The following is a 26,889-nucleotide window of genomic DNA, read 5'->3' as shown; positions in this document are numbered from 1 at the left end:
GGCTTTTTTGCCGATCCGCTGTAGCTGTTCTTGGCCCTCCAGCGGGTCTTGGCGCGGCGCAATTTTCTTGCAAGAAAATTGCGAAACTCTTGAAAGAGTTTCTATGGCGCGCCCCGAATTAACCCCCTGAAAAGCGACCGCTCGCCAGCTGCGGGCCCCACTTTCCTTGGAAGGAAAGTGCAAATCTCTTGCAAGAGATTTGGCGCCTCCAAAGGACCGTTTCAGGCCGAAACCAACCTATCCCGCAGGCGAGAACCGCAGCGACAGGCAGGACATCCCGCCATCGAGCTTTGCGGCCTCCGAGTTGCCCACCGGTCGGACGGTGTAGCCCGCCGCCTCAATAGCCTCTTGCGTGCGGGCAAATCCGGAGGGCATGACCACCAGGTCGTTGAAGCGGATCACATTCGCCGCGGCCTCCTCGCCCTCGCCGGTATGGATCACCCGGTAGCCTTCGAAGCAGCCCGAGGCGGCCAGCCGCGGCGTCGCCAGCACGGTCTCTTCATCCAGCAGCGCGCAGTCAGTCTTGAAATGCAGCACGCCGGGCGGGGTCTCGACCACGCGCAGGGCGTATCCCCAGCGCGCGACCAGCCGCGTCAGGGTTGCGATCCCCGTCGCGTCGGTGCGCGCCGAGGTGCCCACCAGGATCTCACGCTCGGTCACCAGCACGTCGCCGCCCTCGATGAACCCGTCCTCGACCCAAACGACATCCTCGTAGAACCCCTCCAGGACCGGCGCCATCGCCGCCGCCTCGCCCAGGCGCGACGGCGCTCCGGGCCGGGTCACCACCGCGCCCTCGGCCAAACAGATTGCCGCATCCTCCACGAAAACGCCGTCCGGAAACGCCTCCAATGCGGGCAGCACGGTGACCTCCGCGCCCGTAGAGCGCAACACCGCGACATAGTCGGCATGGTCAGCGCGGAACTGCGCCAGGTCCGGCGCGCCAATGTCCACGGCGCGCAGGCCCTGGGTGGCGCTGGCGCTGACCTCGCGGCAGATCGCGTGGGTGAAGCGATAGGATTTCCCGTTCATTGTGCCTTCTCCTCAAGTTCCAGCCATTCCGTTTCCGCCGCCGAGAGTGCCTGTTGTCGCTCCACCAGCGCGGCGCTGGCTTTCTCGAACTTCTTTGGCTGATCGGTGAAGAGCGCCGGGTCCGATAGGAATTCGCTGAGCTTGGCGATCTCGGCCTCCAAGCGCTCGATCTCGCCCGGCAGCGCCTCCAGCCGGTGCTTCTCGGTGAAGCTGAGCGCGGCGCGTTGCGGCGCGGGTTGCGGCTTGGTGGGCTTGTCCTTGGCGGCGGGCCTCATCCGCCCTTGCGGGCGATCCTCGGCCTGTCGTGGCGGCAGATCCGACCAGCCCCCCGCGTGCACCACCGCGCGGCCATCGCCGGACATTAGCACCGTCGTGGTCGCCACGCGGTCGATGAAGTCCCGGTCGTGGCTGACCAAAAGAACCGTGCCCGAGTAGTCGCCCAGGATCTCCTGCAGCAGGTCCAGCGTCTCGATGTCCAAATCATTCGTCGGCTCGTCCAGCACCAGCAGGTTCGAGGGCTTGGCCATGATCTTGGCCAGCACCAGCCGCGCCTTCTCGCCCCCCGACAGCGAGCGCACTGGCGCCCGCGCCTGCTGGTCGGTGAAGAGGAATTCCTTGAGATAGCCCACAACATGCTTGGGCGCGCCGCGCACCATCACCTGGTCGGCCTTGCCGCTAACGCCGATCTCATTGTCGCCCGCCAGGGCGTCCCAGAGCGTCACGTCGGGCGCAAGGCTCTCGCGGTTCTGGTCGAACACCGCCAGTTCCAGGTTGGTGCCCAGGGTCACGCTGCCGGTATCCGGCGCCAAGGCCCCGGTCAGCATTTTGATCAGTGTGGTCTTGCCGACGCCGTTCGGGCCCACAAAGGCAACGCGGTCGCCGCGCAGCACGCGCAGGTCAAAGGGGCGCAGGATGGCCTTGTCGCCAAAGGCCTTTGATATCCCACGCGCCTCGATCACGCGCTTGCCGCTCTTGCTGCCCGCATCCAGCGCCATGGCGGCGGCGTCCTGCCGCCTGATCTGCGAGGCGCGCTCGGCCCGCAGGGCCTGCAGGGCCCGCACGCGCCCCTGGTTGCGCTTGCGCCGCGCGCTGATGCCTTCCACGGCCCAGCGCGCCTCGGCCTTGATCTTGCGGTCCAGCTTGTGGCGCTTGAGGTCCTCTTCGGCCCAGATCTCGTCGCGCCAGGCCTCGAAGCCGCCGAACCCAAGCTCGCGGCGGCGCACCGCGCCGCGGTCGATCCAAAGCGTGGCCCTGGTCAGCGCGTTCAGGAAGGCGCGGTCGTGGCTGATCAGCACATAGGCGGATTGCGCGGCCTTCAGCTCGGCCTCAAGCCAGGCGATGGCGTCGATGTCGAGATGGTTGGTCGGCTCGTCGAGCAGCATCAGCTCGGGCGCCTCCGCCATCAGCTTGGCCAGGGCGGCGCGGCGGCGCTCGCCGCCGGAGGCCACGTTCACCGCCGTCTCGGCCTTAAACTTCAGCCCCTCGGCGGCCATCTCGACCTTATAGGCCTCGCCGGGCTCCAGCCCGCTGGCGGCGAAATCGCCCAGCGTCGCAAAGCCCTCCATTGTGGGGTCCTGCTCCATATAGCCCACCGAGACACCGGCGGGCAGTACCCGGGCGCCGCGGTCCGCCTCGACCAGGCCGGCCATGACCTTCATCAGCGTCGACTTGCCCGAGCCGTTGCGCCCGACCAGCGCGACGCGATCCCCCGGTTGAACGACCAGATCCAGACCGTCAAAGACGGGGTCGCCGCCGAAGGTCAGCGCGATATCAGAGAGTTGTAAAAGCGGTGCCCGAGCCATACCCCGCGCCTACCTGCGCGCTTATGGAAGGTCAATGCAGGGCGTGCCCGGCGGGTTCTGGATGCCAATCGCCCGCACGCAGGCGGAGCCGAGTACGGGCTAAAAGAGCGTGCCGAAGGCACTCATTTTAACAGCGCTCTACCCGGCCACGCCGCGCAGCAGCCGGGCGCGGGTGGGCGGGATCGCCGAGATCTCCAGCCCGGTGAACACATGCAGCGTGTTCAGGTCGCGGTCGACCACCGCGTGGTCGCTGACCCAGCCGCCCATCAGAAGGTAGGTCCGCAAGAGCGGCGGCATGGTCAGCATCGCGCGCTTGGCGTCGGGGCGGCGCCCCACTAAGCGGCGCGCAAAGCGGAACACGTCCGGCGCCTTCACCCGCGGCAGCCAGCGGCTGGGCGCCAGGTGGCGCTCGCGCAGCATCGCAAAGGCGTCTTGGTAGCTGTCGGTCACGGTGCCCGCGAAGGACGCGCAGCCAAACAGCATCTCCACCCCCTCGTCATCGACGAATTGCGTCATCGCGCCCCAGGCGACGCGCAGGATGTCAGGGTCGACGGCGAAATCAGGATCTATGCAGAACCGGCCCATCTCGACCATCTTGCCGCGATACCCCGCCAGGGCCGAGAGGTCGTAATACTGAGCGGCGTAGCTGCGCGTGATCTCTGTGCCATCCGAGAGCGGCAGCAGCCGAAAGCAGCACACCAGTTTCGCGTCCCTTGCGCGCTCGACCAGGATATGGGTGCAGAGCGCGTCAAAACGGTCGCTGTCGCGCCCCGCCTCGCCGTCCTCGGCGCGAAAGGCGCGGTAGCGCAGCGCCTGCGCTGCGGCGATGTCGGCCTCGGTCTGAGCCGAGCGTGCCACGTATTGGCCCTTTTGCAACCGCAACATCCGCGCCTCGCCCTTTCAACGCGCCCACCCTTACCTTCTACGCCTAGCATATTATATATGACAGCGTGCTGACAAAGAGGGAGGCGGGACATGGAAAAGGTGGTGAAGTCGGACGCGGATTGGCGCGCGGAGCTGAGCGATCTGGAATACAAGGTCGCACGCAAGCACGGGACCGAACGCGCCTTCTCGCATGAGGACTTCCCCGAGGGGCCCGGCACGTTCAACTGTACCTGCTGCGGGGCGCCGCTTTTTGACAAGGCGCATAAGTACGATTCCGGCTCCGGCTGGCCGTCCTTCTACCAGCCCAAGGACAGCGAGACGGTGGGCGTGCAGACGGATAACTCCTGGTTCATGCGCCGCACCGAGGTGCATTGCAACCGCTGCGACGCGCATCTGGGCCATGTCTTCCCGGACGGGCCGCAGCCCACAGGCATGCGCTATTGCGTCAACGGCGTAGCGCTGAAGTTCGAACCCGAGAGCGAGAGCGAGAGCGACGCGGATTAATCGGCGTCGCGCCCGGCGAAAGATGACTTAGTTGACCAACTGATCCGCGGCAAAGTTGCCGATGCTGCCAAAGAGCTGCCGCAGGAACCCGACGCCCTTGATGTTGCTATCGGTCACGCGCCGCGAGATGGCGATCACGTTGCCATCCTCCAGCCCAAAGCGCTCGACATTCTCGACCGTGCCATCCTCGGCGAAGGAGATCGCCACGACCTGGCGGTCCACCTCGCGCTGCTCGCGGATACCATAGACGCGAAACTTCGAGGCCACGTAGTACCAGCCGCTGGTGTCCAGCACGCCGCTTGCGGTGGGGGTGCCCACCAGCTCGGCCACGGTGTCCTTGCTGTCCACGCCGACGACGATCTGTTCTAGGTCGGTGTCCTCCGGCACGTAGCCATGCTTGCGGTCGATGTTGCTGCAGGATGCCACGGCGGCCAAAACGATCGCCGCGCCCAACAGTCTCAACACTCTCAAGGGTTTCCCCATGCCACCCCTCTTGCCATGGCTTGGCTCTACTCTCCAACCGGCTTACATAAGAGGCGAGCTTTGATCAAGAATGGAACGCGCGATGGGCATAACGCCAGATAGCGATCACGTGTGGCGGATGGGCGACCTGGCGCCGGGCCAGGCAAGGACGTTCGCGCTGCTGCCAGAGCCCGAGGCGCGCGCCCAAATCGCGACGGCTTTGGGGTTTCGCGGGCTGCGCAAGCTGCGGTTTGAGGGCGCGCTGCGCCCCTCCGGCAAGCGCGACTGGCAGCTTGCGGCGCAGCTCGGCGCCACCGTGGTGCAGGATTGCGTGATCACGCTGGAACCGGTGGTCACCCGCATCGACACGCCCGTCGAGCGGCTCTATGTGGCCGAGCTGCCTGAACTGTCCTCCGACGCCGAAGAGATCGAGATGCCGCAGGACGACACGGTCGAGCCGATCCCGGCCGAGCTGGACCTTTTGGCCCTGCTGCACGAGGCCCTTGCCATCGCCGCCCCGGACTATCCCCGCAAGGACGCCGCCGAATTGGAAGACACAAACTTCGCCGCCCCCGGCACCGAGCCCCTCAGCGACGAGGCGGCCAAGCCCTTTGCGGGCCTGGCGGGTCTGCGGGATAAACTGCAGGACGGCACGGGCTAAGCGCTTTCGCGCGCGCGGCTGGCCCGCCGCGGGGCCGCGCTACTTGCCGATCGCGCGCACCTCATGGCGCTTTAGGATGCGCCGGGCGGGCGCAAAGCCGTCGACCTTCGGCGCATCGGTGCCCAGCTCTGGGAACAGGCTCAGGATCTCTTGGTGCTGCGCGAACTCCAAAGAGCCAAGCGTGTAGTCGCCGGGCAGGAAGCTTTCGGACCAGACGCCGTTCGACAGAATCGCCTCGTGGCGGTCGAATAGAAGATGCACATAGGTCACCTGGGCCGGCTTCTGGCGCCCGATGCCGCGCTGCTTCAAAAGGTCCTTGGCGGCGGCGAAAACCTCGTTCTCAGAGTAAAGCAGCCCCAGTTCGGGCGAGGTCAGCAGCATCCGATGGTTGGGCGAGACCGGCATGTCGCGATGCGGCTGACCGGGCCCCAGCGCGTCCTTGCGGATCACGATGGGGCGCTTGTGGCGGTCGCGCCGCTGCGCGGCGGCGCCCACAATGCAGGTGCCGATCCAGCGCAGCTCTTGGTAGCCATTGTCGCGGGTGACCAAGCGGTCGCCCTCGCGCAGCTCCTCAACGGGTCTCTCGCCCTGCGCGGTCGCGATCAGGGTGCCCGCGGTGAAGCAAGGGATGAAGCTGTCATAAAGCGAGTCGCCGTTGTTGGAACCGCCGACCTTGACGTATTTCGCCCCGTCGATCAGCGGCGTGTCGGTCGACATCCCCCAGATGTTCGAGGTCTGCCCGTTCTGCGAAAAGACCGTCACCGTGATCCGCGGCCCGAACGGGTCGCCATTGGCGTCCAGCGGGCGCAGGAAGTGGTAGCTTTCGGATTCCACCTCTGCCCCGTTGGCGACCAGATCCTTGCCGTCGGTGATGACATGCTCGTCCTCTTCGTCGTCGTTGAAGATGTCGGGCGTGTCTGACGTGTCATTAAGGACGATATTGCGGACCGGGAAACCGTCGGAATACTGGAAGATCGTCCCAATCGGCGTGCTGGAGTTGTTGATGATGGGGCTGCCCGACGGCAGGAAAGGCGAATCGCCGGTAACGGTGAAAGCTTCGTTGTCGAAGGCTCCGAAAGCACGAAGGACCATTGCACCACCCAGAAAACGTAGACTTAAAATGAACTTGGAGCAGTATCACAGATATCGCGGCCCGGCGGAACCCAGGCGCGGGCCGCCGCGGCTGAAACTCACCGATTTTGTTGAATATTTCCGGCTATTGTCGCGCGCCTGGAAACATTCCGCCGATCACGGCGGAACTGTTCAGCAAGAAGGGCGCCCCAAGCGGGCGGTTTGCGCAAGAGTTGGGCGCCAAGCGAACTCAGCGGCCCTCATAGCTGGGCGCGCGCTTGTCCAGAAACGCCGTCACGCCCTCTTTGAAGTCACGCGTCTTGCCGCATTGCCCCTGCAACTTGGCCTCAAGCTCAAGCTGCTCGTCCAGCGAGTTGCCATAGGTCCCGCGAATCGCCTGCTTGGCGCTGGCATAGGCCACGGTGGGGCCATGGGCGAGCGCCGCGGCGCGGGCCTGCCAATGCGCCTCGAACTCGGCGTCGGGGATGGCCTCCCAGATCATGCCCCAGGCCTCGGCCTGTCGCGCGGTGATCGGCTCGGCAAAAAGGGCCGCGCCCATGGCCTTTGCGAACCCCATCTGGCGCGGCAGCCAATAGGTGCCGCCCGCGTCGGGGATGAGCCCGATGCGCGCGAAGGCCTGCAGGAACTTGGCGCTCTCAGAGGCGATCACCACATCGGCGGCCAGCGCTATATTGGCCCCCGCCCCGGCGGCGGCCCCGTTCACGGCGCTGATCGTGGGGACCGGGCAGTCATAGATCGCGCGCAGCAGGGGCTCGTATTCGTCCCGCAGGGTGCGCTCTAGATCCACCTGCGCGGCGTTGGCGCGATCGCCCAGATCCTGGCCCGAGCAGAACGCCCGCCCCTTGCCGGTCAGCACCACCACGCGGGCGCTCTTGCCGCTTTCCTTGACCGCGTGCAAAAGCTCGGCCCGCATCTGCGTGTTCAGCGCGTTCATCACGTCGGGCCGGTTCAGCCGGATCGTTGCGGCGCCGTCGGCGTTGGTGACCTCGATTGTCTCGTAATGCATCGGCTGGGCTCCTCGTGCTTGCCGCGCAGCATAGCGCCGCCTGCGGCGGGGAAAAGGGGAACGCGGCGTTATGGCGATCTTTTGGCCTGGAGCGGTCCTTTGGCCTCAAACGCACCGCCCTGACGACGCTTGCCGACACCAGACGTTCCGGGACCCAAACAATGCAACCGCCCGAGCTTGCCTTGGGCAGCGGCCGACCTCCCCCAGGAGGCCGCTTTTGCACCCTGGCAAGTTCCTGAAACAACTGTTTTTGTAGAGCGCGTGTGCCAAACGGCGAGGTAGCATGAGCGACCTCCAGGTCGGCCGCTGCCCATGTCGTGCGAGCCTCACGGCGGTGCCCCGGATCAAGTCTGGGGCGGCAACCACACGAAGCCCGATCAGGCTGTAACTCTACCAAGAAAAAGTGGGGCTATTCGTCCAGAATTTCACGCAGCCGCGCCGCTTCCGCCTCGCTCAGGGCCTCACTGGCGGGCGCGGACGCCCGCTGCCGCATATAGACGAAGCTGATCAGCAGCCCCAAGAGCAGCATCGCAGGGCCCGCGACCCAAAGCACGATATTGGCGCCGCGGGTGGTGGGCTTGAGCAGCACGAACTCGCCATAGCGCGATTCCACGAAGTCCATCACCTCTCGGTCGCTGTCGCCGGCCACCAACCGCTCGCGCACCAGCACGCGCAGCCGCTTGGCCAGATCGGCATTCGATTCGTCGATGTTTTCATTGCGGCAAAGCAGGCAGCGCAATCCCTTTGACAGCTCGCGCGCGCGCTCCTCCAGCGCCGGATCATCCAGCATCTCGCTCGGCTCCACCGCCCAAAGCGGACCGGCCAGAACGAGCAGCACAAGAAGGAGGCGCTTTAGCATTACGCTGTCACTCCCGGTTCTTCTTGCCGCTTTGGTTCCTCGTACCGCACCCAATTGCTGTAATGTGACACCAGAATCGCGCGGCTCTCAAGCGCCGCGTCGGCTAGGAGGCTCTGCGCGCTCGCCGCCAGCGGCGCCGCGATCAAACACAGCAGGTAGGCCGCGCATCTCATTGCGCCGGGACGCCCTGCTGAGGCGCCTTGCGGGCGCCCGCCGCCACGCGGAACCGACGGTCGCTGAGGCTCAACGCGCCGCCCAGAGCCATGATGATGCAGCCCGCCCAGATCCAGTTCGCGAAAGGCTTCACATAGACCCGCACGGCCCAGCCGCCGCCCTGCTGCGGATCGCCGATCACCACATAGAGATCGCGCGTCACGCCATTGTCGATGGCGGCCTCGGTGGTGGGCATCTGCGCCACCGGGTAGACGCGTTTCTCGGGGTAGAGCAGCTTGCCGCCCATCTCGATCTCGGCCCGGATATAGGCGTAGTTCGGCCCCTGCCCTTCGGTCACATCGTTCAGCGCCACCGGATAGCCCGCGACCTCGTAGCTGTCGCCGACCTGTGCGACGCGGATATCCTCGGTCTGCCAGGCCAGCAGCGCGGCCACGCCGAAGATCGTGATGCCAAAGCCGGAATGCGCGACCGCCTTGCCCCAATCGGCCCGCGGCAGCCCGCGCAGCCGCGCGAGCTTCCTGGACAGATCGCCTTTCCCGGCGCGCTGGTAGAGCTCTGCCACGGCGCCGCCGATCAGCCAGACCACCAGCACCATGCCAAGCGGGGCCAGAATCGTACGACCGGTCTGCAGGCTCCACACCAAGCCGCCCGCCGCCATGGCCAGCGCCAGCACCGGGCCAAGCTGCGCCGCCACGCGGCCAATCTTGGCCCGCTTCCACGGCAGCAGCGCCCCGACGGGCAGCACAACCGCCAGCGCCACAAAGAACGGCGTGAAGGCGGCGTCAAAGAACGGCGGCCCGACCGACAGCTTGCGGTCCCACAAAAGCTCGGCCACCAGCGGCCAGACCGTGCCCACGAAGACCACGAAACAGGCGACGGCCAAGAGGATGTTGTTTAAGACCAACGCGCTCTCGCGGCTGACCATGGAAAAGACGCCCTTTGACTCCATGGCGCCCGCGCGCGCCGCGTATAGCGTCAGCGCGCCGCCCATGAAGATGCCGGTGATCGCTAGCAGGTAGGCGCCGCGCTCTGGGTCGTTGGCGAAGGCATGCACCGAGGTCAGCACGCCCGAGCGCACGATGAACGCCCCGATCAGCGAGAAACCAAAGGCCAGGATCGCCAGCAGGATAGTCCAGGCCTTCAGCGCCTCGCGTTTCTCGACCACGATGGCGCTGTGCAGCAAGGCCGCCGCGATCAGCCAGGGCATGAACGAGGCGTTCTCCACCGGGTCCCAGAACCAGAAACCGCCCCAGCCCAGCTCGTAATAGGCCCACCAGGACCCCAGCGCGATGCCCACGGTCAGAAATAGCCAGGCCGCCAGCGTCCAGGGCCGCACCCAGCGCCCCCAGGCCGCGTCGACGCGGCCCTCGATCAGCGCCGCGACCGCAAAGCTGAACGACATGCTTAGGCCCACATAGCCCAGGTAGAGAAACGGCGGATGAAAGGCCAACCCCGGATCCTGCAAGAGCGGGTTCAGATCCTGGCCATTCATCGGCGGGAACGGGAGGCGCAGGAACGGGTTTGACGTGAAGATCAGGAAGGCGAAAAAGGCCACCGCGATGGCGGATTGCACGGCCAGCACGCGGGCGCGCAGCGTCGCCGGCAGGTTCTGCCCGAACCAGGCCGCGCAGGCCCCAAACAGCGTCAGGATGAGAATCCACAGCAGCATAGAGCCCTCGTGGTTCCCCCAGACCCCCGTCACCTTGTAAAGCATCGGTTTGTCGGTATGCGAGTTCGACCAGACCAGCCGCACCGAGAAATCGCTGACCACAAAGGCGTAGGTCAGCGCCGCGAAGCTCGCTAAGGTCAGGAAGAACTGCGCCGAGGCGGCGGGCTCTGCCACCGCCATCCAAGAGCGCCAGCCCTTTTGCGCGCCCACAAAGGGCACCACCATCTGCACGATGGCCACGACAAAGGCGAGGATGAGGGCGAAATGGCCAAGCTCTGCAATCATAGCAACGAGCATAGGGCGCAGCGCTCGCCACGCCAATACTTGCCGGCCCGCCTATCAGAGGTGTGATGTCGCAGGCCTTGATATCCAGCGGGCAAAAGAACTGACCGCAAGAGATGTTTCGGCAGGAACGTAACGTCGAGGGCGCGGCAGATGCGTCAGCTGCCGCGCCCCCGGATCATTTATGCGGTAAAGGCCAAAAGGCCGCCCTTCATCACATAGGCCACCGCCCCCATCAGGAAGGCGCCAATGATCAGCCGCACCAGCCATTTCAGGGTCTCCTCGATGGCGTGCAGCCGCCCCTCGACATTGACCCGGTGGACCTCGTCGACGGCGCTGCGCAGCTCTAGGCTTTGCAGGCGCTTCTCGACGGCGCGGCGCCAATCATCCGTCATGGGACCGCCTCCACGCGTTGAGCGCCGGGTTGTCAGCGCTCGGCGCGTCGGCCCCTGCCTCTAGTGCCTGGAGCGCGCCAATATTGCGCGTCACCTCCGGCGCATGCGCCATTGTGGCCGCGATTGAGCGCTGAAAGTCCTGCCCCTTGGCCTGATGACGCGCGCCGAAGTAAAAGCTGACGATCGCGCCCAAAAGCCACCAAAGCGGCTCTGGCACCAAGGCGATCCCCTGCATGCGGCTAGCAAACCAAATCGGATCAACCATCGCCATCACCAAGAGGCCAAGAACGCCAAGCGCCATTGCCGGGCGCGGCACGCGGTTCAGCCCGTCGATGAACTGGTCGAACCAGCCCTTCCTTGGATGCGCGAACTCGGACGCGAATTGCTTGAGCGCGGCCTGGTTATAGGTCGCGTCGCGTCCGGCCTGGGCCTCGGCATTCACGCGGAACACCTCGGCGGTTTCGCGGATGACATTGCGCCCGCCGCCGAAGAGGTTGCCAAAGAGCAGCTCGATCATCCCCATTTCGCGACCCTCCGGCGATGCTCGCCCTCGGACAGGTGATAGCGCGGCGAGATGAACTCTTCGGCGCGCAGGATCCAGCCGCCCTTTCCGCCATCGCGACGCCGGGCATATTTGCGGCTCTTGGGGCGGCGATCGGCGAGCCCGTAATAGTAGTTGCGCCGCGCGATGCCGTAGGCGTCGGCCAGGTGGCCTGGGGCGGCGCCAAAGGCGATATGGGCCGCCTCGACGGTTTGCGGGCCGATGGCGCCGTCCACCGAGATGCGCTGGCCCATGTCGTTCAGCAGCCGCTGCAGGATCTTCACCGCGTTGGCGCCCGCGTTGACATACATGTCAAACACGCTGGCCTGCAGCACATCCGGAAGCCGGGCGATGCCGGGCCTGTGGAAGTAGTGATTGACGAAGATATCGCGCGCCTGCTCGCGGGAAAGCTGCTTGACGTCACGCGGGGTCACCCGCCCGTCTCCGTCCAAGTCCATGCCCAGTCGCGTCATCGTGCCGATGGTCACGCCGAAATTCGTGGCCCCGCCTGGATCATCCGGGTCGTTCACATAACCGCCCTCGCGGGCGATGATGTCATCTGCAATTTTTGTAACCGTTATCATTTTGCTCATGCCTCAAATGTTGAAACAGGCATGAATGTCTCGAATTTTCATTAAATCCGATGCAACCGCACGGGCGGCGCGTTAACAATTTAGTCGGCGTTGGGCTTGTAGACCCCTTGCTCTTTGAGCGCGTCCACGACTTCTTTTGGCATATAGGTCTCGTCATGTTTTGCCAAAATTTCAGTAGCTTGGAACGTACCATTCACGTAGGATCCCAGGCCGACCATACCCTGACCCTCTTCAAAGAGGTCGGGTAAGACGCCCGTATAGGCCACGGCCACAACAGCCCCGCCGTCCGTGACATTGAAGGTTACGGTCTTCCCTTGGCCGCGGTTGAGACTACCATCTTCCACCAGGCCGCCGATGCGAAATACCTCGGTCGACTTGGGCGGCTCCGCAAGCACCTGCGTCGGCGAACGGAAGAAGTTAATACCATCCTGAAAAGCATAGACTATCAACGCGGTGGACATCGCCAACGCAACAATCGAGAGCCCGATGATCTGGATACGGCGCTGTTTTTTAAGACTTTTCATTTGAGGCCCGACAACTCCACACACTCAATCCATTAGATAGGGTGCCTTGGCCCGGTCTTACAGAGCAATCCTGTCGCAGTGCCCGAAATTCATATGCTGCAGCGCTGGGGTATGGGTCAGCTTCGCTGATGGTGAAAAAATATATCTAATTCAAATGCTTAAATAGATGCACCCCACGCATAGCGAAAGAAATTTTCACCTCCCACCCCTTAAGAATTGGTAAACGGGCCTGCGTGGTAGTTCCCCCGTCCACCCTCCCCTATCCTTCACCCGAATCACTTTCGAGGAGGTTAACAGAAGAGGTGTTTTACGTTTTAGTTCATGACCTTACGGAGCTCCCAACAATCGCGCACAGCCCCTGTCGGAACACCGACAAAAGCCCATCTCGAAGCAAGTCATCCATGGTTCTGGTTAAGACCAGGTAAACTCTGCAGCTCACGCGGCCATTTTTACGGGTAGATCGGCGCCAGCATCAGCCCCGTCGTCTCCTCTAATCCAAGCATCAGGTTTGCGTTTTGCAGCGCCTGCCCAGACGAGCCTTTCGTGAGGTTGTCCAGCGCGGCGATCACGGTAACCCGCCCCGGCTTGCGGTCACCCACCACGCCAATATGCACGAAGTTCGACCCCCGCACGTCCTTCATCATTGGTGCCTCGCCCATTGGCAGGACCTGAACGAAGGGCTCATTCGCATAGGCCTCGTGATACGTCCTAAGCACCTGTTCCGCATCGCCTTTTAGGTAGCAGGTGATCAAGATGCCGCGCGAAGACGGCACAAGATGCGGCGTGAATTGGATCTCGACCGGCCGCCCCGCGAGTTTGGAAAACTCTTGGTCGAACTCAGCTTGGTGCCGATGCACGCTCCCCAGGGAATAGCCCTTAATGTTCTCAAACATCTCGGCAAAAAGCAGGTGCTCCTTGAGCGCGCGACCGGCCCCTGATGCGCCGGCTTTGAGGTCCACGATGATGTCATCAATGTCGATCACACCTGCCGCGATGAGGGGCCGCAGGGCAAACTGCCCCGTGGCCGCGTTGCAGCCGGTGCCGGCCACAAGCCGCGCCGATTTGATATCTTCGCGATAGAATTCTGTGAGGCCGTACACCGCCTCGGCCTGCAGCTCGGGCGCGGCGTGGGGCTGGCCGTACCACTGCTCGAACGCGGCAGAGTCGCGCAGCCGGAACCCGGCGGAGAGGTCGATCACCTTCAAGTCCCGCGGCAAGGCTTTGACAATCTCCTGGCTCGGGCCGTGGGGCAGCGCGGCAAAGACCAGGTCTATCCCAGAAAAGTCAGTGTCTTCAATGCGTTGCAGCGCGGGCAAATCCAGGTGACGCAGATGCGGAAAGACCTTGCTCATCTGCTGACCGGCCTTGCGGTCGGCACAGAGCGCGCCGATCCGCAGGTTCGGGTGGGTTGCGATCAGCCTCACACATTCGGCGCCGGTGTAGCCCGAGGCGCCCAGAATAGCGACGGTGTAGGTCATGGGACCATCCTTAAGAAAAAGTCGTGGTTGTTTAGGGGGATGCGCGCCCGAGGGCAATCGGGCAGGCGCAATCAGGCGGAAACGAAAGTGATCTTTCGTCGCAAAAAGCGCGTGGCCTGGTCAGAGACCCGCGCCGGGTCGCCTGTGGTGAGGAACATTGCCTCTTCTCCCGGTCCCAGCATGTCTGGGTGCCTTTGCAGATAGTCGATCAGGCTGGCCGAGACAAGCTCTGGCTGGCTGAAGACCTTCACATCGGGCCCCAGGGCCTCTTGGAACGTGTCCTGCATGATCGGGTAATGCGTGCAGCCCAGGACCGCGGCCTGCGGGTCCGGCATCTTACGCTTCAGCGCCTCAACATGGCTACGCACCAGCGCCTCGGCCAGCACCATGTCGCCATCCTCGATCGCGTCCACCACGCCGCCGCAGGCCTGGGTTTCGACATCCACACCGATGGCGCGAAAGGCCAGCTCGCGCTGGAAGGCGCGGCTGCGCACCGTGGCGGGGGTGGCAAAAAGCGCCACATGTTTGACATCGACCTCGCGCGGGGGCGAGTTATCGCCCCATTGCCGTTCGGTCAAAGCCTCGATCATCGGCACAAAGACCCCCAGCACGCGCTTGTCGCGCGGCACCCAGTTCTCTTGCATGCGCCGCAGGGCCGCCGCGCTGGCGGTGTTGCAGGCCAGGATCACCAGGTCGCAGCCGCGCTCGAACATCGCCCCCACCGCCGAGGTGGTCAGCCCATAGATGTCGTCGGCATCGCGCACGCCATAGGGGTTATGCGCATGATCGCCGAAATAGACGAAGGGCGTGTCGGGCAGCGCCCGCGCTGCGGCGTCCAGAACGGTCAGCCCGCCCAGGCCGGAATCAAAAACGCCTACCGCCATGTCGAATCAAGCCTTCCAATGTTCCTCGAACTCGAACCCGTATTCGGTGGAGTTTAGCGGTTTCGGGCTGAGGCGGTAGGTCTCTTGGCGCAGAAAATCCATGAGCGCCTTGGGGTCCTTGATTGCTTCAAGCTTTTGGCGCGGAATCGGCTCTCCAATCGCGATGCGCACGGGCTCATCGACCCGCATGCGAAACTCGTTGATCAAGAAGGCCATGCGCAGGGTGTAGTGCAGATGGCTCATCAGTTGGAACAAACGCGAGCAGTGACCGTCGAAGTAAATCGGCACCACGGTTGCGTCGGACTTCATGATCATCTTCGCGGTGAAGGTCCGCCAAGCCGGGTCCAGCGGCTGGCTGAATGGCGTTTTTGAGGTGGCCACCGTCCCGCCAGGAAAGATCCCAATTGCGCCGCCATCCGACAAATAGCGCAGCGATTCCTTGCGCGTTTTGATGTTCAGCGCCATCGCCTCTTTCGTCTCATCGAACGAGATCGGCAGGATGATGCGATCCAGTTCCTCCGCCTTGCGGAAGACCCGATGCGCCAGGATACGGAAATCACCGCGCACGCGACTGAGGATATGCCCCAACATCAGCCCATCGAGGATGCCGTAAGGGTGGTTTGAGATCAGGATCAGCGGCCCCGTCGAAGGGATATTGCTCAGGCTGCCCCCCACCACGTCCAGGCTCAGCCCGTAGCGCTCGACCATGACCTGCCAAAAGTCTCGCCCCTGCGCGACCTCCTTCTCATAGCCATCGGCACGCTTGATCAGCCGCAGCCGCCCGGTCGCGTTCTCCAGCACTCGGATGAAGGCCCGCCCGCCTTTCGACTTGGCGGAACTGGCATAGGAGATCTCGCGCGCCGCATGGCGCTTGGCCCTAAAGTCGCTGCGTTTTTGCTTTACCACGTTACGGAGTGACGGCATCGCCCGCGGTCCTTGATTCGATATCGGCCAGTGATACTCTGGTCCATGGGTCGTAGCGAGCGTTTATGACGGAACCGCGACGATTGTCGCAAAACCTTCGCTCGGCAGTAGCAAATTCTTTATGCGCCGCGGCTCCCACCCGGATCTATGATCCGGGACGAATCACCAAGATTTCCTTAATTTTCTCTCCCGCAATTGTCGCATTCGCGCAGATCCCGCCTATTCCGCCGCCTCCGGCATGGTGCTGGTGCTTAATGCAGCAAGCAATTCCTCGCGGCGCTTCGCGGCTTTGGCCTCGTTCTGCGCCTTAACCGGACCGAAGCCGCGGATCTGCAATGGCAGCTCGGCGAGCGCCACGGCGGCATCAAGCCGGTGCGGTGCCAGATCCGTCAGAGCGCTTAGATCCTGCTCGTATTGTTTGATCAGGGCGCGCTCCATGCGGCGTTCTGTCGTGCGCCCGAAGAGGTCCAGCGGCGTGCCGCGCAAAGGCTTCATGCGCGCCAGGAGCTTGAACATCCACCTTGCTTTGAACTCGCGTTTGACCGGGCGGCCATCGGGACCGTCCTTGCTGAGCACAGGCGGGGCAAGGTGGTAGGACAGCTTGAGGTCGCCGTCGAAGGCCTCACGCGCCTTGGCCTCGCTGCTCAGCAAGAGCCGCGCCACCTCATATTCATCCTTATAGGCCAAGAGCTTATGGTAGCCCTTGGCCACCGCCTCTTTCATCTTCGGATCGGAGAACTGGTCGACAAAGCGCCGATAGCGCTTGGCCAGGCGCGTGCCCTGGTAGGCAACCAGGTGATCGGCGCGGAAGGCGATTTTCTCGTCCAGCGACTTGGGCAGCTCCACCACATTTGGCGTGATCACCCGCGCGGCGTCTTCAGGGTGCAGCACCGCCCAGCGGCCATATTCGAAGGCGCGCTGGTTCTTTTCGGCGGCCGCACCGTTCAGCTCTATCGCGCGGCGGATCGCATCCCGGCTGATCGGGACCAGCCCCTGCTGCCAGGCCGCGCCCAGCACCATCATGTTGGAGAAGATCGAGTCGCCCAAGAGCGCCTTGGCCAGGTCCGAGGCGTCAAACAGCGCCATCCGGTCCTGCAGCCGCGCCCGCAGGGAGACCTCTAACCTGTCAGAAGGAATGGAGAATTCCGTGTCCTTAGTGAAGGCGCCGGTGATGATCTCGTGGCTGTTGACCACGGCGCCGGCTGTGCCCGCACGCAAAAGTCCGATGGTCTTGGCCCCGGCGCTGACCACCAGATCGCCGCCGATCAGCGCGTCGCATTCGCCGGTTGCCACGCGGATCGCGCTGATATCCTCGGGCCGTTCGGCAAGGCGCACATGGATATGCACCGCGCCGCCCTTTTGGGCGAGCCCAGCCATCTCCATCATGCCCGCCGCCTTGCCATCGACATGCGCGGCCATAGACAGCACCGCGCCAATGGTCACCACGCCGGTGCCGCCGACGCCTGTGATCACAACGTTATGGGTGCCGTTGATCGCGGGCAAAGCGGGCTCGGGCAGCGCGCCTGTATCCACGCTGACCGTGGTCATTTTCTTGGGCGTGGCGCCTTCGACGGTCACAAAGGACGGGCAGAAGCCCTTCACACAAGAAAAATCCTTATTGCAGCTCGATTGCTCGATCGCGCGCTTGCGACCCAGCTCGGTCTCGACCGGCACGATCGAGACGCAGTTCGATTGCACGCCGCAATCGCCGCAGCCCTCGCAGATATCGGTGTTGATAAAGACCCGCTTGTCGGGGTCCGGGAAGAGCCCGCGCTTGCGGCGACGGCGCTTCTCGGCGGCGCAGGTCTGGACATAAAGAATGACCGACACGCCCTTGAAATTGCTGAACTCCTCTTGAACGGAGGGCAACTCAGCACGTTCAAACCGACGCAGTTCCGAGGGAAACTGACTAAGGTCAAGTTCTTCCTTGTCGTCATAGACCAGCGCGATATTGCGCACGCCCATCGCCACCATCTCGCGCGCGATCTGCGGCGCGGAGAGCCCGCCATCATTGCCCTGCCCGCCGGTCATGGCGACCGCGTCGTTAAACAGGATCTTGTAGGTGATGTTAGTCCCCGCCGCGAGGGCGAAGCGGATCGCCTGCACGCCGGAGTGGTTATAGGTGCCGTCACCGAGGTTCTGGAATACGTGATCACGTTTCGAGAACGGCGCCTCGCCAACCCAATTTGCCCCCTCGCCGCCCATATGGGTGTAGCCTAGCGTGTCGCGGTCCATCCACTGCACCATGAAGTGGCAGCCGATGCCCGCATAGGCGCGCGAGCCATCCGGCACTTTGGTCGACGAGTTATGCGGGCAGCCAGAGCAGAAATAGGGCAGCCGGGCGGCGATTTCCTCGGCATTGTCGGCACGGGCGGCCTCGTCGAGCCGTGCAAGAGCAGCCTGCAGCTGCTCTGTGTTCCGGCCCTCCTCGGCCAGGATCGCGCCCAGTTTCTGCGCGATCATGATCGGGTCCAGCGCCCAGCGGGTGGGGAATAATTCGTTCCCCTGCCCGTCCTTCCAGCCATAGACCCGGCGCCCGCGGCGGTCGTCAAAGATCGCCTCTTTGATCTGCACCTCGATCAGCTTGCGCTTTTCCTCGACGCAGATGATCAGGTCGAGCCCCTCCGCCCAGTCGTGAAAGCCCTTCATATCAAGCGGCCAGGTCTGCCCGACCTTATAGGTGGTGATGCCCAGTCGCGCTGCCTCTGCCGCATCCAGCCCCAGCAGGTCCAGAGCGTGGGTCAGGTCCAGCCAGTTCTTGCCCGCGGCCACCAGCCCGATCTTGGCGCCGGGCTTGCCCCAGATCCGCCGGTCGATCTTATTGGCATGGGCAAAGGCCTCGGCGGCGTAGCGCTTGTAGTCGATCAGCCGCGCCTCCTGCGGGACGCGGTCATCCACCAGGCGGATATTCAGCCCGCCCTCGGGCATCTCAAAGGGCGGCGCCACGAATGTGGCGCGATCCTGGACGCCGTCTATGACGGCGGTGGCCTCGACCGTGTCCTTCATCAGCTTCAGCCCGGCCCAGAGGCCAGAAAAGCGTGACAAAGCATAGCCGTAGAGCCCGTAACCGATGATCTCCTGCACGCCTGCGGGGCTCAGCACCGGCATATAGGCGTCCACCATCGCCCAGTCGGACTGGTGCAAGGTGGTCGAGCTTTCGCCCGTGTGGTCGTCGCCCATGGCCATCAACACGCCGCCATGCTGGGACGTGCCCGCCATGTTGGCATGCCGCATCGCGTCGCCCGAGCGGTCCACGCCGGGCCCCTTGCCGTACCAGAGCCCGAAGACGCCATCAAAGCGGCCCTCGCCGCGCAGCTCCGCCTGCTGGCTGCCCCAGATCGCGGTCGCGGCCAGGTCCTCGTTCAGCCCCTCTTGGAACCTGATATCGCTGGCCAGAAGCTGCTCGCGCGCCAGGTTCATCTGGAAGTCCACCGCGCCCAGCGGCGAGCCGCGATAGCCGGTGACATACCCGGCCGTGTTCAGCCCCGCGGCCCGGTCGCGCGCCTTTTGCGTCAGCATCAGGCGCACCAGCGCTTGCGTGCCGTTCAGAAGGACCGGCGACTTACTAAGGTCATACCGGTCGGCTAGGGTTATGTCCTGGCGCATCTACGGCACCTCTCTTGCTTGGGCCCGTCACGGCTGATTATAGGTCATAAATTCTGACCTACAAAGCAAAAAACCATTCACGCTCTGGTATACCTTTGATAATAACCAGGGGCTAACAAAGATAAACCAACGCGTAACGATGGGTAACGGGGCGGCGGGCATGGACTGGGATAAGCTTAGAATATTTCACGCGGTGGCGGATGCCGGCAGCCTGACGCATGCCGGCGAGACGCTGCACCTGTCGCAATCGGCGGTCTCGCGCCAGATTCGGGCGCTGGAGGATTCGCTGAACGCCACGCTGTTTCACCGCCACGCCCGCGGCCTGATTCTCACCGAGCAGGGCGAGCTGCTCTTTGATGCCACCAATGCGATGAACCGGCGCCTCGACACCGCCGAGGCGCGCATCCGTGACAGCAAGGAAGAGGCGTTTGGCGAGCTGCGCGTGACCACCACCATCGGCCTGGGCACGCTGTGGCTGGCGCCGCGCCTGCCCGCGCTCTACGAGAAATACCCCGACCTTAAGATCGACCTCATGCTTGAAGAGCGCGTGCTGGACCTGCCGATGCGCGAGGCCGACGTCGCGATTCGCATGAAAGAGCCCAGCCAGGCGGACCTGATCCGCCGCCGCCTGATGTCGGTGCGCATGCGCCTCTACGCGACGCCGGACTACCTGGCGGAGCACGGCACGCCGCACAGCATGCCCGAACTGTCGCCGCACCGCCTGATCTGCCAGAACCCGAACTCGTTCCAGGTCTCCGCCGGCGCCAGCCTGGTGGCAGAGCTGATGACCCATGACATCAAGTCCTTGCTGTCGGTTAACAACTACTACGGCGTGCTGCAGAGCGTGCGCAGCAATCTCGGCATCGGCGTGCTGCCGGACTATATCACCGAGGGTTTCCCCGAACTGGTGCGGGTGTTGCCGGATGTCGAATCGAACGAGGTGCCGGTTTTCCTGGCCTATCCCGAGGAGCTGCGGAACTCTAAACGCATCGCCGCGTTCCGCGATTTCGTCATGGACGAGATCGTCGCCTATCGCAAAAGGCACAGAGAATAGGCGGCTAATTCTGCGGATGCTCAGTTATGCGACGAATGCATAGCGGCATTGCACCCAATCTTCGCAATTTGCCTTGAAGGGCGGCATTCGGGCTCTTATTTCAGCCTCAACGCCCGCGACGATACACTGTCGCACTGGCGTTTACCTCCCTGTTGGACTGGGCCGGGCTTGACCCGGCCCTTTTTTTGTTCACCAGAAGCGCCACCAGGGATCATTGCGTCGGGTTTGTCGCAGGACCTGCGCGCGCCCGGCCGCGTCACGCGCGGTGGCGCCGCCTTGCAGCAATGGCGAGAGCTCATGCACCTGCGCCGCAGAATCAGGCGGCGCCCAATTGGCGGGCCGCATCGCGTCGAGCCGCCGCGCGTGACCGCCGAAATCCGCCCACAGCACCGCGTTCTCGGGATCGGGAGACTGGGGGTCCGGAGCGGCGCGCAGATGCCCCAACCATTTCGATGCCTCGAGCGCATCGGCAGATTTCGCTGCGGATACCGACCGTTCTGGCCGCGTGTTGGATAGCATCGTCGCACCTCTTCCAGACCTGTCCCGCTTATCCGCCATTAACCTTAACAAAGGGTTTCTTTCACACACCGAAAGCTTGCCCTATAAGCGCCCCCAAATTGGGGAACGAGCATGACCGAACCAGCCATCACCGAAGAGATCGTCGCGGCCCACGGGTTCACACCCGAGGAGTACCAAGAGGTGATCCGCATCCTGAACCGCGCACCAAACTTCACCGAGATGGGCATCTTCTCGGCGATGTGGAACGAGCATTGCTCGTATAAGTCCTCCAAGAAATGGCTGCGCACCCTGCCCACCGAGGGCCCGCAGGTGATCTGCGGCCCCGGCGAGAATGCAGGGATCGTGGATATCGGCGACGGGCAGGCCGTGGTCTTTAAGATGGAGAGCCACAACCACCCCTCCTATATCGAGCCCTACCAGGGCGCCGCCACGGGCGTGGGCGGGATCCTGCGAGACGTCTTCACCATGGGCGCGCGGCCCATCGCGGCGATGAACTCGCTGAGCTTCGGCAGCCCCGACCACCCCAAGACCAAGCAGCTTGTGAACGGCGTGGTCGAGGGCGTCGGCGGCTATGGCAACGCCTTCGGCGTGCCCACCGTGGGCGGCGAGGTGCGGTTCCATCCCGCCTATAACGGCAACTGCCTGGTGAACGCCTTCGCCGCGGGGCTGGTGGATTCCGACAGCATCTTTTACTCCGCAGCCTCCGGCGTGGGCATGCCCGTGGTCTATCTGGGCGCCAAGACCGGCCGCGATGGCGTGGGCGGCGCGACCATGGCCAGCGCGGAGTTCGACGACACCATCGAAGAGAAGCGCCCGACCGTGCAGGTCGGCGATCCTTTCACCGAGAAGCGCCTGCTCGAGGCCTGCCTGGAGCTGATGCAGACGGGCGCGGTGATCTCGATCCAGGACATGGGTGCCGCGGGCCTGACCTGCTCGGCGGTGGAGATGGGCGACAAGGGCGGGCTGGGCATCAAGCTGCAGCTCGACGACGTGCCGCAGCGCGAGGCGAACATGACCGCCTATGAGATGATGCTGTCTGAGAGCCAGGAGCGCATGCTGATGGTGCTCAAGCCCGAGCTTGAGGCCGAGGCGAAAGCGGTGTTCGACAAATGGGACCTCGATTTCGCCATCGTCGGCGAGACCATCGCCGAGGACCGCTTCTTGATCCTGCATGGTGACGAGGTGAAGGCCGACCTGCCTCTGTCCAAGCTCAGCTCGACCGCGCCGGAATACGACCGCCTCTGGGAGCCGACCGCGCCCTGGAAGGGCGAGACACCCGATGTGGTGAACGTGGACCCCATCGACGGGCTGCGCGCGCTGCTATCTAGCCCCAACTACTGCTCCCGCGAATGGGTCTATGAGCAATATGACAGCCAGGTGATGGCCGACACGGTGCGCCAGCCGGGGCTCGGAGCGGGCATCGTGCGCGTGCATGACACGGGCAAGATGCTGGCCTTCACCTCTGACGTGACCCCGCGCTACGTGCTGGCCGACCCGGTCGAGGGCGGCAAGCAGGCGGTGGCCGAGGCCTTCCGCAACCTGGTGTCCGTCGGCGCCAAACCCCTGGCGACCACGGATAATATGAACTTCGGCAACCCCGAAAAGCCGAGCATCATGGGGCAGTTCGTTGGCGCCATCAACGGCATCGGCGAGGCCTGCCAGGCGCTTGATATGCCGATCGTTTCCGGGAACGTCTCGCTTTACAACGAGACCGACGGCGCGGCGATCCTGCCCACGCCCACCATCGGCGCGGTGGGGCTGATCGCCTCCGAGGCCGACCTGATCGGCGGTGAGGTGCGCGAGGGCCATGTGGCGCTTGTTGTGGGCGCGACCCATGGGCATCTGGGGCAATCGGCGCTGATGGCGGAGGTGTTTAACTCCGAGGACGGCCCCGCCCCAGCCGTGGATCTGGAAGCCGAGCGCCGCAACGGCGATTTCATCCGCAAAAACAGCGCCTTGATCAAGGCCTGCACGGATCTCTCCGATGGCGGGCTGGCCCTGGCGGCCTTCGAGATGGCCGAGGCCGCTTGCGTGGGCGTCTGCCTTGACAGCGGCGACACCGCAGAGCTCTTCGCCGAGGACCAGGCGCGCTATCTGGTGGCCTGCAACTTTGACCAGGCCGAGGCGCTGATGATCGCGGCGGGCCAGGCCGGGGTGCCGATTGCCAGCGTGGGGCGTTTCACCGGAAGTTCAGTGCGTTACGGCGCGTCCGAGGCCCCGCTGGAGGAGCTTTCGGCGGTGTTCCGCGGGGCGTTCGCCGCCGCATTAGGCTGACCTTAACCAATCATTGGGGATCTCTGGGTAGCCTCCCCCCGTCGCGAAACATCGCGGCGGAAGGAGGTGATTTATGTGAGTCCGAAGACATTTCGTACTGCGATTGTAACATTGACGGCCTGCAGCCTGATCGTTGCAATCGTAAGACTCTATTTTGGGCTCTAGCCTGAGATAGAAGAGGCCCGGGAGATACCACCTCCCGGGCCTCACTATAGAAGATGATTGTGAAACCACCAACACTTCGCTCTTATCAATTATCAACGAATTGCTAACGTTTCAATAACGCCCCACCGTAGGGAGCACCCGCATGCCCGACGAAAACGCGACCGAGATCGACCAAAGCGCCTGGCCCGGCGCGGACCAGTTCCGCTTCTTTCGCACCTATGAGCGCCCGCATTATGCGGTGACGGCGCGGGTGGATGTCAGCCGCCTGATGGCGCGGAAATCAGAGCTGCCGGTGTTTCGGACCTGCCTCTGGGCAATTGGCGCGGGTCTGCACGCGGCGCCGCAACTTCGGCTGCGCTTTCAAGGCGATGTGGTGCGAAGCTATGAGCGCCTGGAGCTCTCGCCGACCATCGCCACCGAGGGCGGCGACTTTCGCTACACCTACCTGACCTGGCAGGCCGACCGCGCCGCGTTTGATGCCCATGCCGCCGAGGAGATCGCCAAGGTGCGCGCGGGCGTCCCTCTGAACGCCAACACTGGCCAGCGCGCGGCCGTGGCTTACCTGTCCTGCCTGCCCTGGCTGGACTATACCTCTGTCGACAACGCCCTGCCCCATGCGGATGACTGCATCCCGCAGGTCTCTTGGGGCAAGATCGTGCCCAGCGTCGCGGGTCACGACATGGCCATGACCATCCAGGTGCACCACGCGCTGGTGCATGGCTACCATGTCAGCCAGTTCTTAGCCGCCACCCAGGGCGCTTTTGACGCGCTTGCGTAGCCCCGCGCCGGGGCCTATCTCTGAGGGTAAGCCACAAGGAGAGCCACCTATGCCCATGTACGCCAAAGAGATCGAGGAGTTGCTGCGCGAAAGCTTCCCCGAGGCGGAGATCACTGTGCAGGGCGAGGACGGGGTGCATATGTCGGCGATGGTGGTGGACCCCAGCTTTGCGGGCAAGAACCGGGTGCAGCAGCAGCGCGCGGTCTATGCCGCGCTCAAGGGCAAGATGGACGGGCCCTCGGGCGAGCTGCACGCGCTGGCGCTGACGACGCGGGCGCCGGACTAGTGGACGAGCCCGCCGGCGACCGCCGAGATGGGTGAGCTGAAGTTCATAGTGATCGGTGTCGCGCTGGTCCTGGCCTTGGCATTCGTCCTACTCGCCACCGGCGGCAGGCGAGACCGCGACGATTAGGCGCTCAATATCCCGCTTGCCAAAGCGCGGCGGCATGATCACCCTAGCGTCATGAACCACAATGATTTGCGTAATTGGTCCAAGCGCACCGCCGATTGGGCTCACGAGTACCACCGCGACTTGCGGGACCGCCCCGTTCGGGCCCAGACAAAGCCCGGCGCCACCGCCGCCAAGCTGCCCAAAGCCGCGCCCGAGGCGCCGGAGAGCCCCGAGCAGATCTTCGCGGATTTCGAGGCGATTGTGCCCGACGCCATGACCCATTGGCAGCACCCGCGCTTCTTTGCCTATTTCCCCTCCAACGCCGCCCCGGCAAGCCAATGGGCCGAGCAGCTGGCCAACACGATCTCGGCGATGTGCATGCTGTGGCAGACCTCGCCCGCGGCGACCGAGATCGAGCAGGTGATGGTGGCCTGGATGCGCCAGGCGCTGGGGCTGCCAGAGAATTTCACCGGCACGATCCATGACAGCGCAACCACGGCGACCTTCTCGGCGGTGCTGACCATGCGCGACCGGATCTCGGACTGGGAAAGCGTCCATACCGGCATCACCCATGGCCCAACCATGCGGATCTACGCCAGCGCGCATACCCACAGCTCGGTGGACAAGGCGGTGCGCATGGCGGGGATTGGCCAGGACAACCTGGTGAAGGTCCCCACAACGGATGACTACGGGATGGATCCCGTGGCGCTGGTGAGCATGATCGAAGAGGACAAGCGCGCGGGATTTGCACCGTCCGGGCTGGTCCTTTGCACCGGGGGCACCTCGATCGGGGCGTGCGACCCTATCGCGGCCTGCCTGGAGGTCGCCGAAGAGTATGACCTCTACACCCATGTCGACGCCGCCTGGGCCGGCAATGCGATGATCTGCCGAGAGTTCCGCCACCTTTGGTGGGGCGTGGAGCGCGCCGACAGCGTTGTCATGAACCCTTATAAGGGGCTCGGCGCGCAGTTCGACGGCGCGCTGCAGTTCCTGCGCGACCCCGCGCCGCAGATCCGCTCGCTGGGGCTGCGGCCCGACTACCTGCAGACGCTGGGCGAGGACGACACCACCAACTTCAACGAGTGGACGGTGCCGCTGGGGCGCCGCTTCCGCGCGCTGAAGCTGTGGTTCGTGCTGCGCGCCTACGGGCTGGAGGCCCTGCGCGGGATGATCCGCAACCACGTGGCCTGGACGGCGGAGCTCTGCACGGCGATCCGCGCCCTGCCCGGCTTCGAGATAACCTCCGAGCCGAGCTTGGCGCTGTTCTCCTTCCGCTACGCGCCGGCAGGGGCCAAGGATCTGAACGCGCTGAACGCGGACCTCTTGCGGCGGATCAACGATGACGGGCGGATCTACCTCACGCAGACCATGCATGAGGGGAAGTTCGTGATCCGCTTCACCGCCGGGACCTTTGATTGTACGCGTGAGGATGTGATGTCGGTGCTCGACGTTCTGTCCGAGCTCTCGCGCAAGGCCTAAACGCAAAAGGTTCTGTTGGTCGATTAATACCCACTAGGGCCCGACCGACGTCACGTCGGCCCCTGTCCCGCCTCGATCATGATACGATGGCGGCCTGAATGGAGCACGCGTTATGGCTGTTTTTAATGGAATTTGGGTCGGCTGGAGCGGGGATTTCACCGGGATCGACGCCGACACCTACCTTATTCGTATGACCGCGCGGCCCGACACGGTGCTGGACATGTCCCGCGTGACCCCTGTGGCGTTGCCAAGCGCCAACGCTGTGATGCTGAACGTCGGCGGGATGTGGAGCGGCGGCGAACAGAACAATTGGGCGCCCTTCTTTGAAACCTACTCCAGCGGAAACGCGCTCCAGGGCGTCTTGGGGGACGCTTATTGCGGCATCGTGCTGGACCTGGAGACCGCCGACGGCGAGGAACCGAGCATCGACTTTGCGCAATTGCAGGCCTTTATCGCCCACGCGAAATCGCAGGGCTACCTCTGCTTTGTTGCATGTTTTGCAAGCGTCGTTGAAATGGACCGCGCCAATCTGGCCGAAAGTGAGGTCGATGCTTTGGTGCCGCTGCTTTACAACGGCACTTGGACCGAGGCCTTCCAAACGGGGTGGGAGGACGCCTATAGCGGCTCCGGGGCGCCGCTTGCCGCCGGGATCGCGGTCAAAGATCAGCAACACTATGGGTTCCTAAACCAGTCGCCACCCCAGGCGGGCGCATTTGTCTGGGGCATTGGCAATGGCGGCGGAGATGCGACCGGCGCCGAGTGCCAGGCGCTCCTCGACACATACGCCCCGGCAAAATAGGCCCGCTCCAAACGCGAATGTCGCAAATAGAACAGGCTGACGCATTCGGGTAAGAATGTG

The 26,889-nt window shown here is 64.0% G+C and carries 25 protein-coding genes; 8 read left to right on the top strand and 17 right to left on the bottom strand.

Annotation, left to right across the window (positions count from 1 at the left end):
- Window positions 1-237: 237 nt before the first annotated feature.
- From AIOL_RS07965 to AIOL_RS07955, 3 genes are all read right to left on the bottom strand, one after another.
- Complete coding sequence (locus AIOL_RS07965; RefSeq protein WP_049642496.1) at window positions 238-1,029, bottom strand: dimethylarginine dimethylaminohydrolase family protein; 792 nt, start codon at window positions 1,027-1,029, stop codon at window positions 238-240.
- Window positions 1,026-2,831: an ABC-F family ATP-binding cassette domain-containing protein gene (locus AIOL_RS07960; RefSeq protein WP_049642495.1), complete on the bottom strand. Its 1,806-nt coding sequence runs from the start codon at window positions 2,829-2,831 to the stop codon at window positions 1,026-1,028. The genes AIOL_RS07965 and AIOL_RS07960 overlap by 4 nt, the downstream gene beginning before the upstream one ends.
- Before the next feature lie 138 nt (window positions 2,832-2,969).
- Entirely contained in the window at window positions 2,970-3,716 is a 747-nt protein-coding gene (locus tag AIOL_RS07955; protein WP_049642494.1) for a GNAT family N-acetyltransferase, read from the bottom strand.
- Between the two features lie 90 nt (window positions 3,717-3,806).
- Here AIOL_RS07955 and msrB point away from each other — a divergent pair, with 90 nt between their 5' ends.
- A complete protein-coding gene (gene msrB / locus AIOL_RS07950) occupies window positions 3,807-4,220 on the top strand; it encodes a peptide-methionine (R)-S-oxide reductase MsrB (RefSeq protein ID WP_049642493.1) in 414 nt (137 codons plus the stop codon).
- A 27-nt stretch (window positions 4,221-4,247) separates the two neighbouring features.
- Here the strand turns inward: msrB and AIOL_RS07945 are convergent, their stop codons facing one another.
- The gene (locus AIOL_RS07945; RefSeq protein WP_049642492.1) at window positions 4,248-4,703 is read right to left on the bottom strand and encodes an outer membrane protein assembly factor BamE; all 456 of its coding nucleotides are present in this window, start codon (window positions 4,701-4,703) and stop codon (window positions 4,248-4,250) included.
- A gap of 82 nt (window positions 4,704-4,785) precedes the next feature.
- Between AIOL_RS07945 and AIOL_RS07940 the strand changes: the two genes are divergently transcribed.
- Window positions 4,786-5,343: a YceD family protein gene (locus AIOL_RS07940; protein WP_235438930.1), complete on the top strand. Its 558-nt coding sequence runs from the start codon at window positions 4,786-4,788 to the stop codon at window positions 5,341-5,343.
- A gap of 39 nt (window positions 5,344-5,382) precedes the next feature.
- Here AIOL_RS07940 and AIOL_RS07935 read toward each other — a convergent pair whose 3' ends face one another.
- The 12 genes from AIOL_RS07935 to AIOL_RS07880 form a co-directional block, all read right to left on the bottom strand.
- Entirely contained in the window at window positions 5,383-6,435 is a 1,053-nt protein-coding gene (locus AIOL_RS07935; protein ID WP_049642491.1) for a Hint domain-containing protein, read from the bottom strand.
- A gap of 229 nt (window positions 6,436-6,664) precedes the next feature.
- Complete coding sequence (locus AIOL_RS07930) at window positions 6,665-7,441, bottom strand: enoyl-CoA hydratase-related protein (protein ID WP_049642490.1); 777 nt, start codon at window positions 7,439-7,441, stop codon at window positions 6,665-6,667.
- Window positions 7,442-7,850: 409 nt separating this feature from the next.
- Complete coding sequence (locus AIOL_RS07925) at window positions 7,851-8,300, bottom strand: cytochrome c-type biogenesis protein (RefSeq protein WP_049642489.1); 450 nt, start codon at window positions 8,298-8,300, stop codon at window positions 7,851-7,853.
- A gap of 169 nt (window positions 8,301-8,469) precedes the next feature.
- The gene (locus AIOL_RS07920; protein ID WP_049642488.1) at window positions 8,470-10,428 is read right to left on the bottom strand and encodes a heme lyase CcmF/NrfE family subunit; all 1,959 of its coding nucleotides are present in this window, start codon (window positions 10,426-10,428) and stop codon (window positions 8,470-8,472) included.
- 179 nt (window positions 10,429-10,607) lie between these two features.
- Window positions 10,608-10,820, bottom strand: a complete 213-nt coding sequence (locus tag AIOL_RS07915) for a hemolysin XhlA family protein (RefSeq protein WP_049642487.1) — start codon at window positions 10,818-10,820, stop codon at window positions 10,608-10,610.
- Window positions 10,810-11,343 (bottom strand): holin family protein, encoded by a 534-nt coding sequence (locus AIOL_RS07910; RefSeq protein WP_049642486.1) that lies wholly within the window; start codon window positions 11,341-11,343, stop codon window positions 10,810-10,812. Before AIOL_RS07910 ends, AIOL_RS07915 begins: the two co-directional genes overlap by 11 nt.
- Window positions 11,334-11,945 carry a holin-associated N-acetylmuramidase gene (locus AIOL_RS07905; protein ID WP_049645324.1) on the bottom strand — a complete coding sequence of 204 codons (612 nt, stop codon included), beginning with the start codon at window positions 11,943-11,945 and terminating at the stop codon, window positions 11,334-11,336. The genes AIOL_RS07910 and AIOL_RS07905 overlap by 10 nt, the downstream gene beginning before the upstream one ends.
- An 89-nt stretch (window positions 11,946-12,034) precedes the next feature.
- Complete coding sequence (ccmE, locus tag AIOL_RS07900) at window positions 12,035-12,478, bottom strand: cytochrome c maturation protein CcmE (protein WP_049642485.1); 444 nt, start codon at window positions 12,476-12,478, stop codon at window positions 12,035-12,037.
- Between the two features lie 449 nt (window positions 12,479-12,927).
- Window positions 12,928-13,956, bottom strand: a complete 1,029-nt coding sequence (argC, locus tag AIOL_RS07895) for an N-acetyl-gamma-glutamyl-phosphate reductase (RefSeq protein WP_049642484.1) — start codon at window positions 13,954-13,956, stop codon at window positions 12,928-12,930.
- A gap of 71 nt (window positions 13,957-14,027) precedes the next feature.
- Entirely contained in the window at window positions 14,028-14,840 is an 813-nt protein-coding gene (locus AIOL_RS07890) for a glutamate racemase (RefSeq protein WP_049642483.1), read from the bottom strand.
- Window positions 14,841-14,846: 6 nt separating this feature from the next.
- Complete coding sequence (locus AIOL_RS07885) at window positions 14,847-15,746, bottom strand: lysophospholipid acyltransferase family protein (protein ID WP_235438929.1); 900 nt, start codon at window positions 15,744-15,746, stop codon at window positions 14,847-14,849.
- A gap of 237 nt (window positions 15,747-15,983) precedes the next feature.
- Window positions 15,984-19,370 (bottom strand): indolepyruvate ferredoxin oxidoreductase family protein, encoded by a 3,387-nt coding sequence (locus AIOL_RS07880; RefSeq protein WP_049642481.1) that lies wholly within the window; start codon window positions 19,368-19,370, stop codon window positions 15,984-15,986.
- Between the two features lie 160 nt (window positions 19,371-19,530).
- Here AIOL_RS07880 and AIOL_RS07875 point away from each other — a divergent pair, with 160 nt between their 5' ends.
- Entirely contained in the window at window positions 19,531-20,424 is an 894-nt protein-coding gene (locus AIOL_RS07875; RefSeq protein WP_049645323.1) for a LysR family transcriptional regulator, read from the top strand.
- 189 nt (window positions 20,425-20,613) lie between these two features.
- On the opposite strand, the gene AIOL_RS07870 is transcribed toward AIOL_RS07875, so the two are convergent.
- Window positions 20,614-20,943, bottom strand: a complete 330-nt coding sequence (locus AIOL_RS07870) for a hypothetical protein (RefSeq protein ID WP_049642480.1) — start codon at window positions 20,941-20,943, stop codon at window positions 20,614-20,616.
- A gap of 111 nt (window positions 20,944-21,054) precedes the next feature.
- On the opposite strand from AIOL_RS07870, the gene purL reads away from it, so the two are divergent.
- The 5 genes from purL to AIOL_RS07845 all read left to right on the top strand — a co-directional run bounded on the left by purL (window position 21,055) and on the right by AIOL_RS07845 (window position 26,829).
- Window positions 21,055-23,217 carry a phosphoribosylformylglycinamidine synthase subunit PurL gene (gene purL / locus AIOL_RS07865; protein ID WP_049642479.1) on the top strand — a complete coding sequence of 721 codons (2,163 nt, stop codon included), beginning with the start codon at window positions 21,055-21,057 and terminating at the stop codon, window positions 23,215-23,217.
- 307 nt (window positions 23,218-23,524) lie between these two features.
- Complete coding sequence (locus AIOL_RS07860; protein WP_049642478.1) at window positions 23,525-24,160, top strand: CatA-like O-acetyltransferase; 636 nt, start codon at window positions 23,525-23,527, stop codon at window positions 24,158-24,160.
- Window positions 24,161-24,209: 49 nt separating this feature from the next.
- A complete protein-coding gene (locus AIOL_RS07855) occupies window positions 24,210-24,446 on the top strand; it encodes a BolA family protein (protein ID WP_049642477.1) in 237 nt (78 codons plus the stop codon).
- 177 nt (window positions 24,447-24,623) lie between these two features.
- Complete coding sequence (locus tag AIOL_RS07850) at window positions 24,624-26,030, top strand: pyridoxal phosphate-dependent decarboxylase family protein (RefSeq protein WP_049642476.1); 1,407 nt, start codon at window positions 24,624-24,626, stop codon at window positions 26,028-26,030.
- Between the two features lie 112 nt (window positions 26,031-26,142).
- Window positions 26,143-26,829 carry a hypothetical protein gene (locus tag AIOL_RS07845; RefSeq protein ID WP_049642475.1) on the top strand — a complete coding sequence of 229 codons (687 nt, stop codon included), beginning with the start codon at window positions 26,143-26,145 and terminating at the stop codon, window positions 26,827-26,829.
- The last annotated feature ends 60 nt before the right edge of the window (window positions 26,830-26,889 follow it).

It is taken from the genome of Candidatus Rhodobacter oscarellae (assembly GCF_001078595.1).
Lineage (GTDB): Bacteria > Pseudomonadota > Alphaproteobacteria > Rhodobacterales > Rhodobacteraceae > Rhodobacter_B > Rhodobacter_B oscarellae.
Note: the sequence above shows the minus strand (reverse complement) of the source record. Positions and strands in the feature narration are given on the sequence as shown.

Excerpts from the sequence above, each read along its gene's own strand:
- AIOL_RS07965 (WP_049642496.1), bottom strand. The coding sequence starts at position 1,029 with ATGAACGGGAAATCCTATCGCTTCACCCACGCGATCTGCCGCGAGGTC.
- AIOL_RS07960 (WP_049642495.1), bottom strand. The coding sequence starts at position 2,831 with ATGGCTCGGGCACCGCTTTTACAACTCTCTGATATCGCGCTGACCTTC.
- AIOL_RS07955 (WP_049642494.1), bottom strand. The coding sequence starts at position 3,716 with ATGTTGCGGTTGCAAAAGGGCCAATACGTGGCACGCTCGGCTCAGACC.
- msrB (WP_049642493.1), top strand. The coding sequence starts at position 3,807 with ATGGAAAAGGTGGTGAAGTCGGACGCGGATTGGCGCGCGGAGCTGAGC.
- AIOL_RS07945 (WP_049642492.1), bottom strand. The coding sequence starts at position 4,703 with ATGGGGAAACCCTTGAGAGTGTTGAGACTGTTGGGCGCGGCGATCGTT.
- AIOL_RS07940 (WP_235438930.1), top strand. The coding sequence starts at position 4,786 with ATGGGCATAACGCCAGATAGCGATCACGTGTGGCGGATGGGCGACCTG.
- AIOL_RS07935 (WP_049642491.1), bottom strand. The coding sequence starts at position 6,435 with ATGGTCCTTCGTGCTTTCGGAGCCTTCGACAACGAAGCTTTCACCGTT.
- AIOL_RS07930 (WP_049642490.1), bottom strand. The coding sequence starts at position 7,441 with ATGCATTACGAGACAATCGAGGTCACCAACGCCGACGGCGCCGCAACG.
- AIOL_RS07925 (WP_049642489.1), bottom strand. The coding sequence starts at position 8,300 with ATGCTAAAGCGCCTCCTTCTTGTGCTGCTCGTTCTGGCCGGTCCGCTT.
- AIOL_RS07920 (WP_049642488.1), bottom strand. The coding sequence starts at position 10,428 with ATGATTGCAGAGCTTGGCCATTTCGCCCTCATCCTCGCCTTTGTCGTG.
- AIOL_RS07915 (WP_049642487.1), bottom strand. The coding sequence starts at position 10,820 with ATGACGGATGATTGGCGCCGCGCCGTCGAGAAGCGCCTGCAAAGCCTA.
- AIOL_RS07910 (WP_049642486.1), bottom strand. The coding sequence starts at position 11,343 with ATGGGGATGATCGAGCTGCTCTTTGGCAACCTCTTCGGCGGCGGGCGC.
- AIOL_RS07905 (WP_049645324.1), bottom strand. The coding sequence starts at position 11,945 with ATGATAACGGTTACAAAAATTGCAGATGACATCATCGCCCGCGAGGGC.
- ccmE (WP_049642485.1), bottom strand. The coding sequence starts at position 12,478 with ATGAAAAGTCTTAAAAAACAGCGCCGTATCCAGATCATCGGGCTCTCG.
- argC (WP_049642484.1), bottom strand. The coding sequence starts at position 13,956 with ATGACCTACACCGTCGCTATTCTGGGCGCCTCGGGCTACACCGGCGCC.
- AIOL_RS07890 (WP_049642483.1), bottom strand. The coding sequence starts at position 14,840 with ATGGCGGTAGGCGTTTTTGATTCCGGCCTGGGCGGGCTGACCGTTCTG.
- AIOL_RS07880 (WP_049642481.1), bottom strand. The coding sequence starts at position 19,370 with ATGCGCCAGGACATAACCCTAGCCGACCGGTATGACCTTAGTAAGTCG.
- AIOL_RS07875 (WP_049645323.1), top strand. The coding sequence starts at position 19,531 with ATGGACTGGGATAAGCTTAGAATATTTCACGCGGTGGCGGATGCCGGC.
- AIOL_RS07870 (WP_049642480.1), bottom strand. The coding sequence starts at position 20,943 with ATGCTATCCAACACGCGGCCAGAACGGTCGGTATCCGCAGCGAAATCT.
- purL (WP_049642479.1), top strand. The coding sequence starts at position 21,055 with ATGACCGAACCAGCCATCACCGAAGAGATCGTCGCGGCCCACGGGTTC.
- AIOL_RS07860 (WP_049642478.1), top strand. The coding sequence starts at position 23,525 with ATGCCCGACGAAAACGCGACCGAGATCGACCAAAGCGCCTGGCCCGGC.
- AIOL_RS07855 (WP_049642477.1), top strand. The coding sequence starts at position 24,210 with ATGCCCATGTACGCCAAAGAGATCGAGGAGTTGCTGCGCGAAAGCTTC.
- AIOL_RS07850 (WP_049642476.1), top strand. The coding sequence starts at position 24,624 with ATGAACCACAATGATTTGCGTAATTGGTCCAAGCGCACCGCCGATTGG.
- AIOL_RS07845 (WP_049642475.1), top strand. The coding sequence starts at position 26,143 with ATGGCTGTTTTTAATGGAATTTGGGTCGGCTGGAGCGGGGATTTCACC.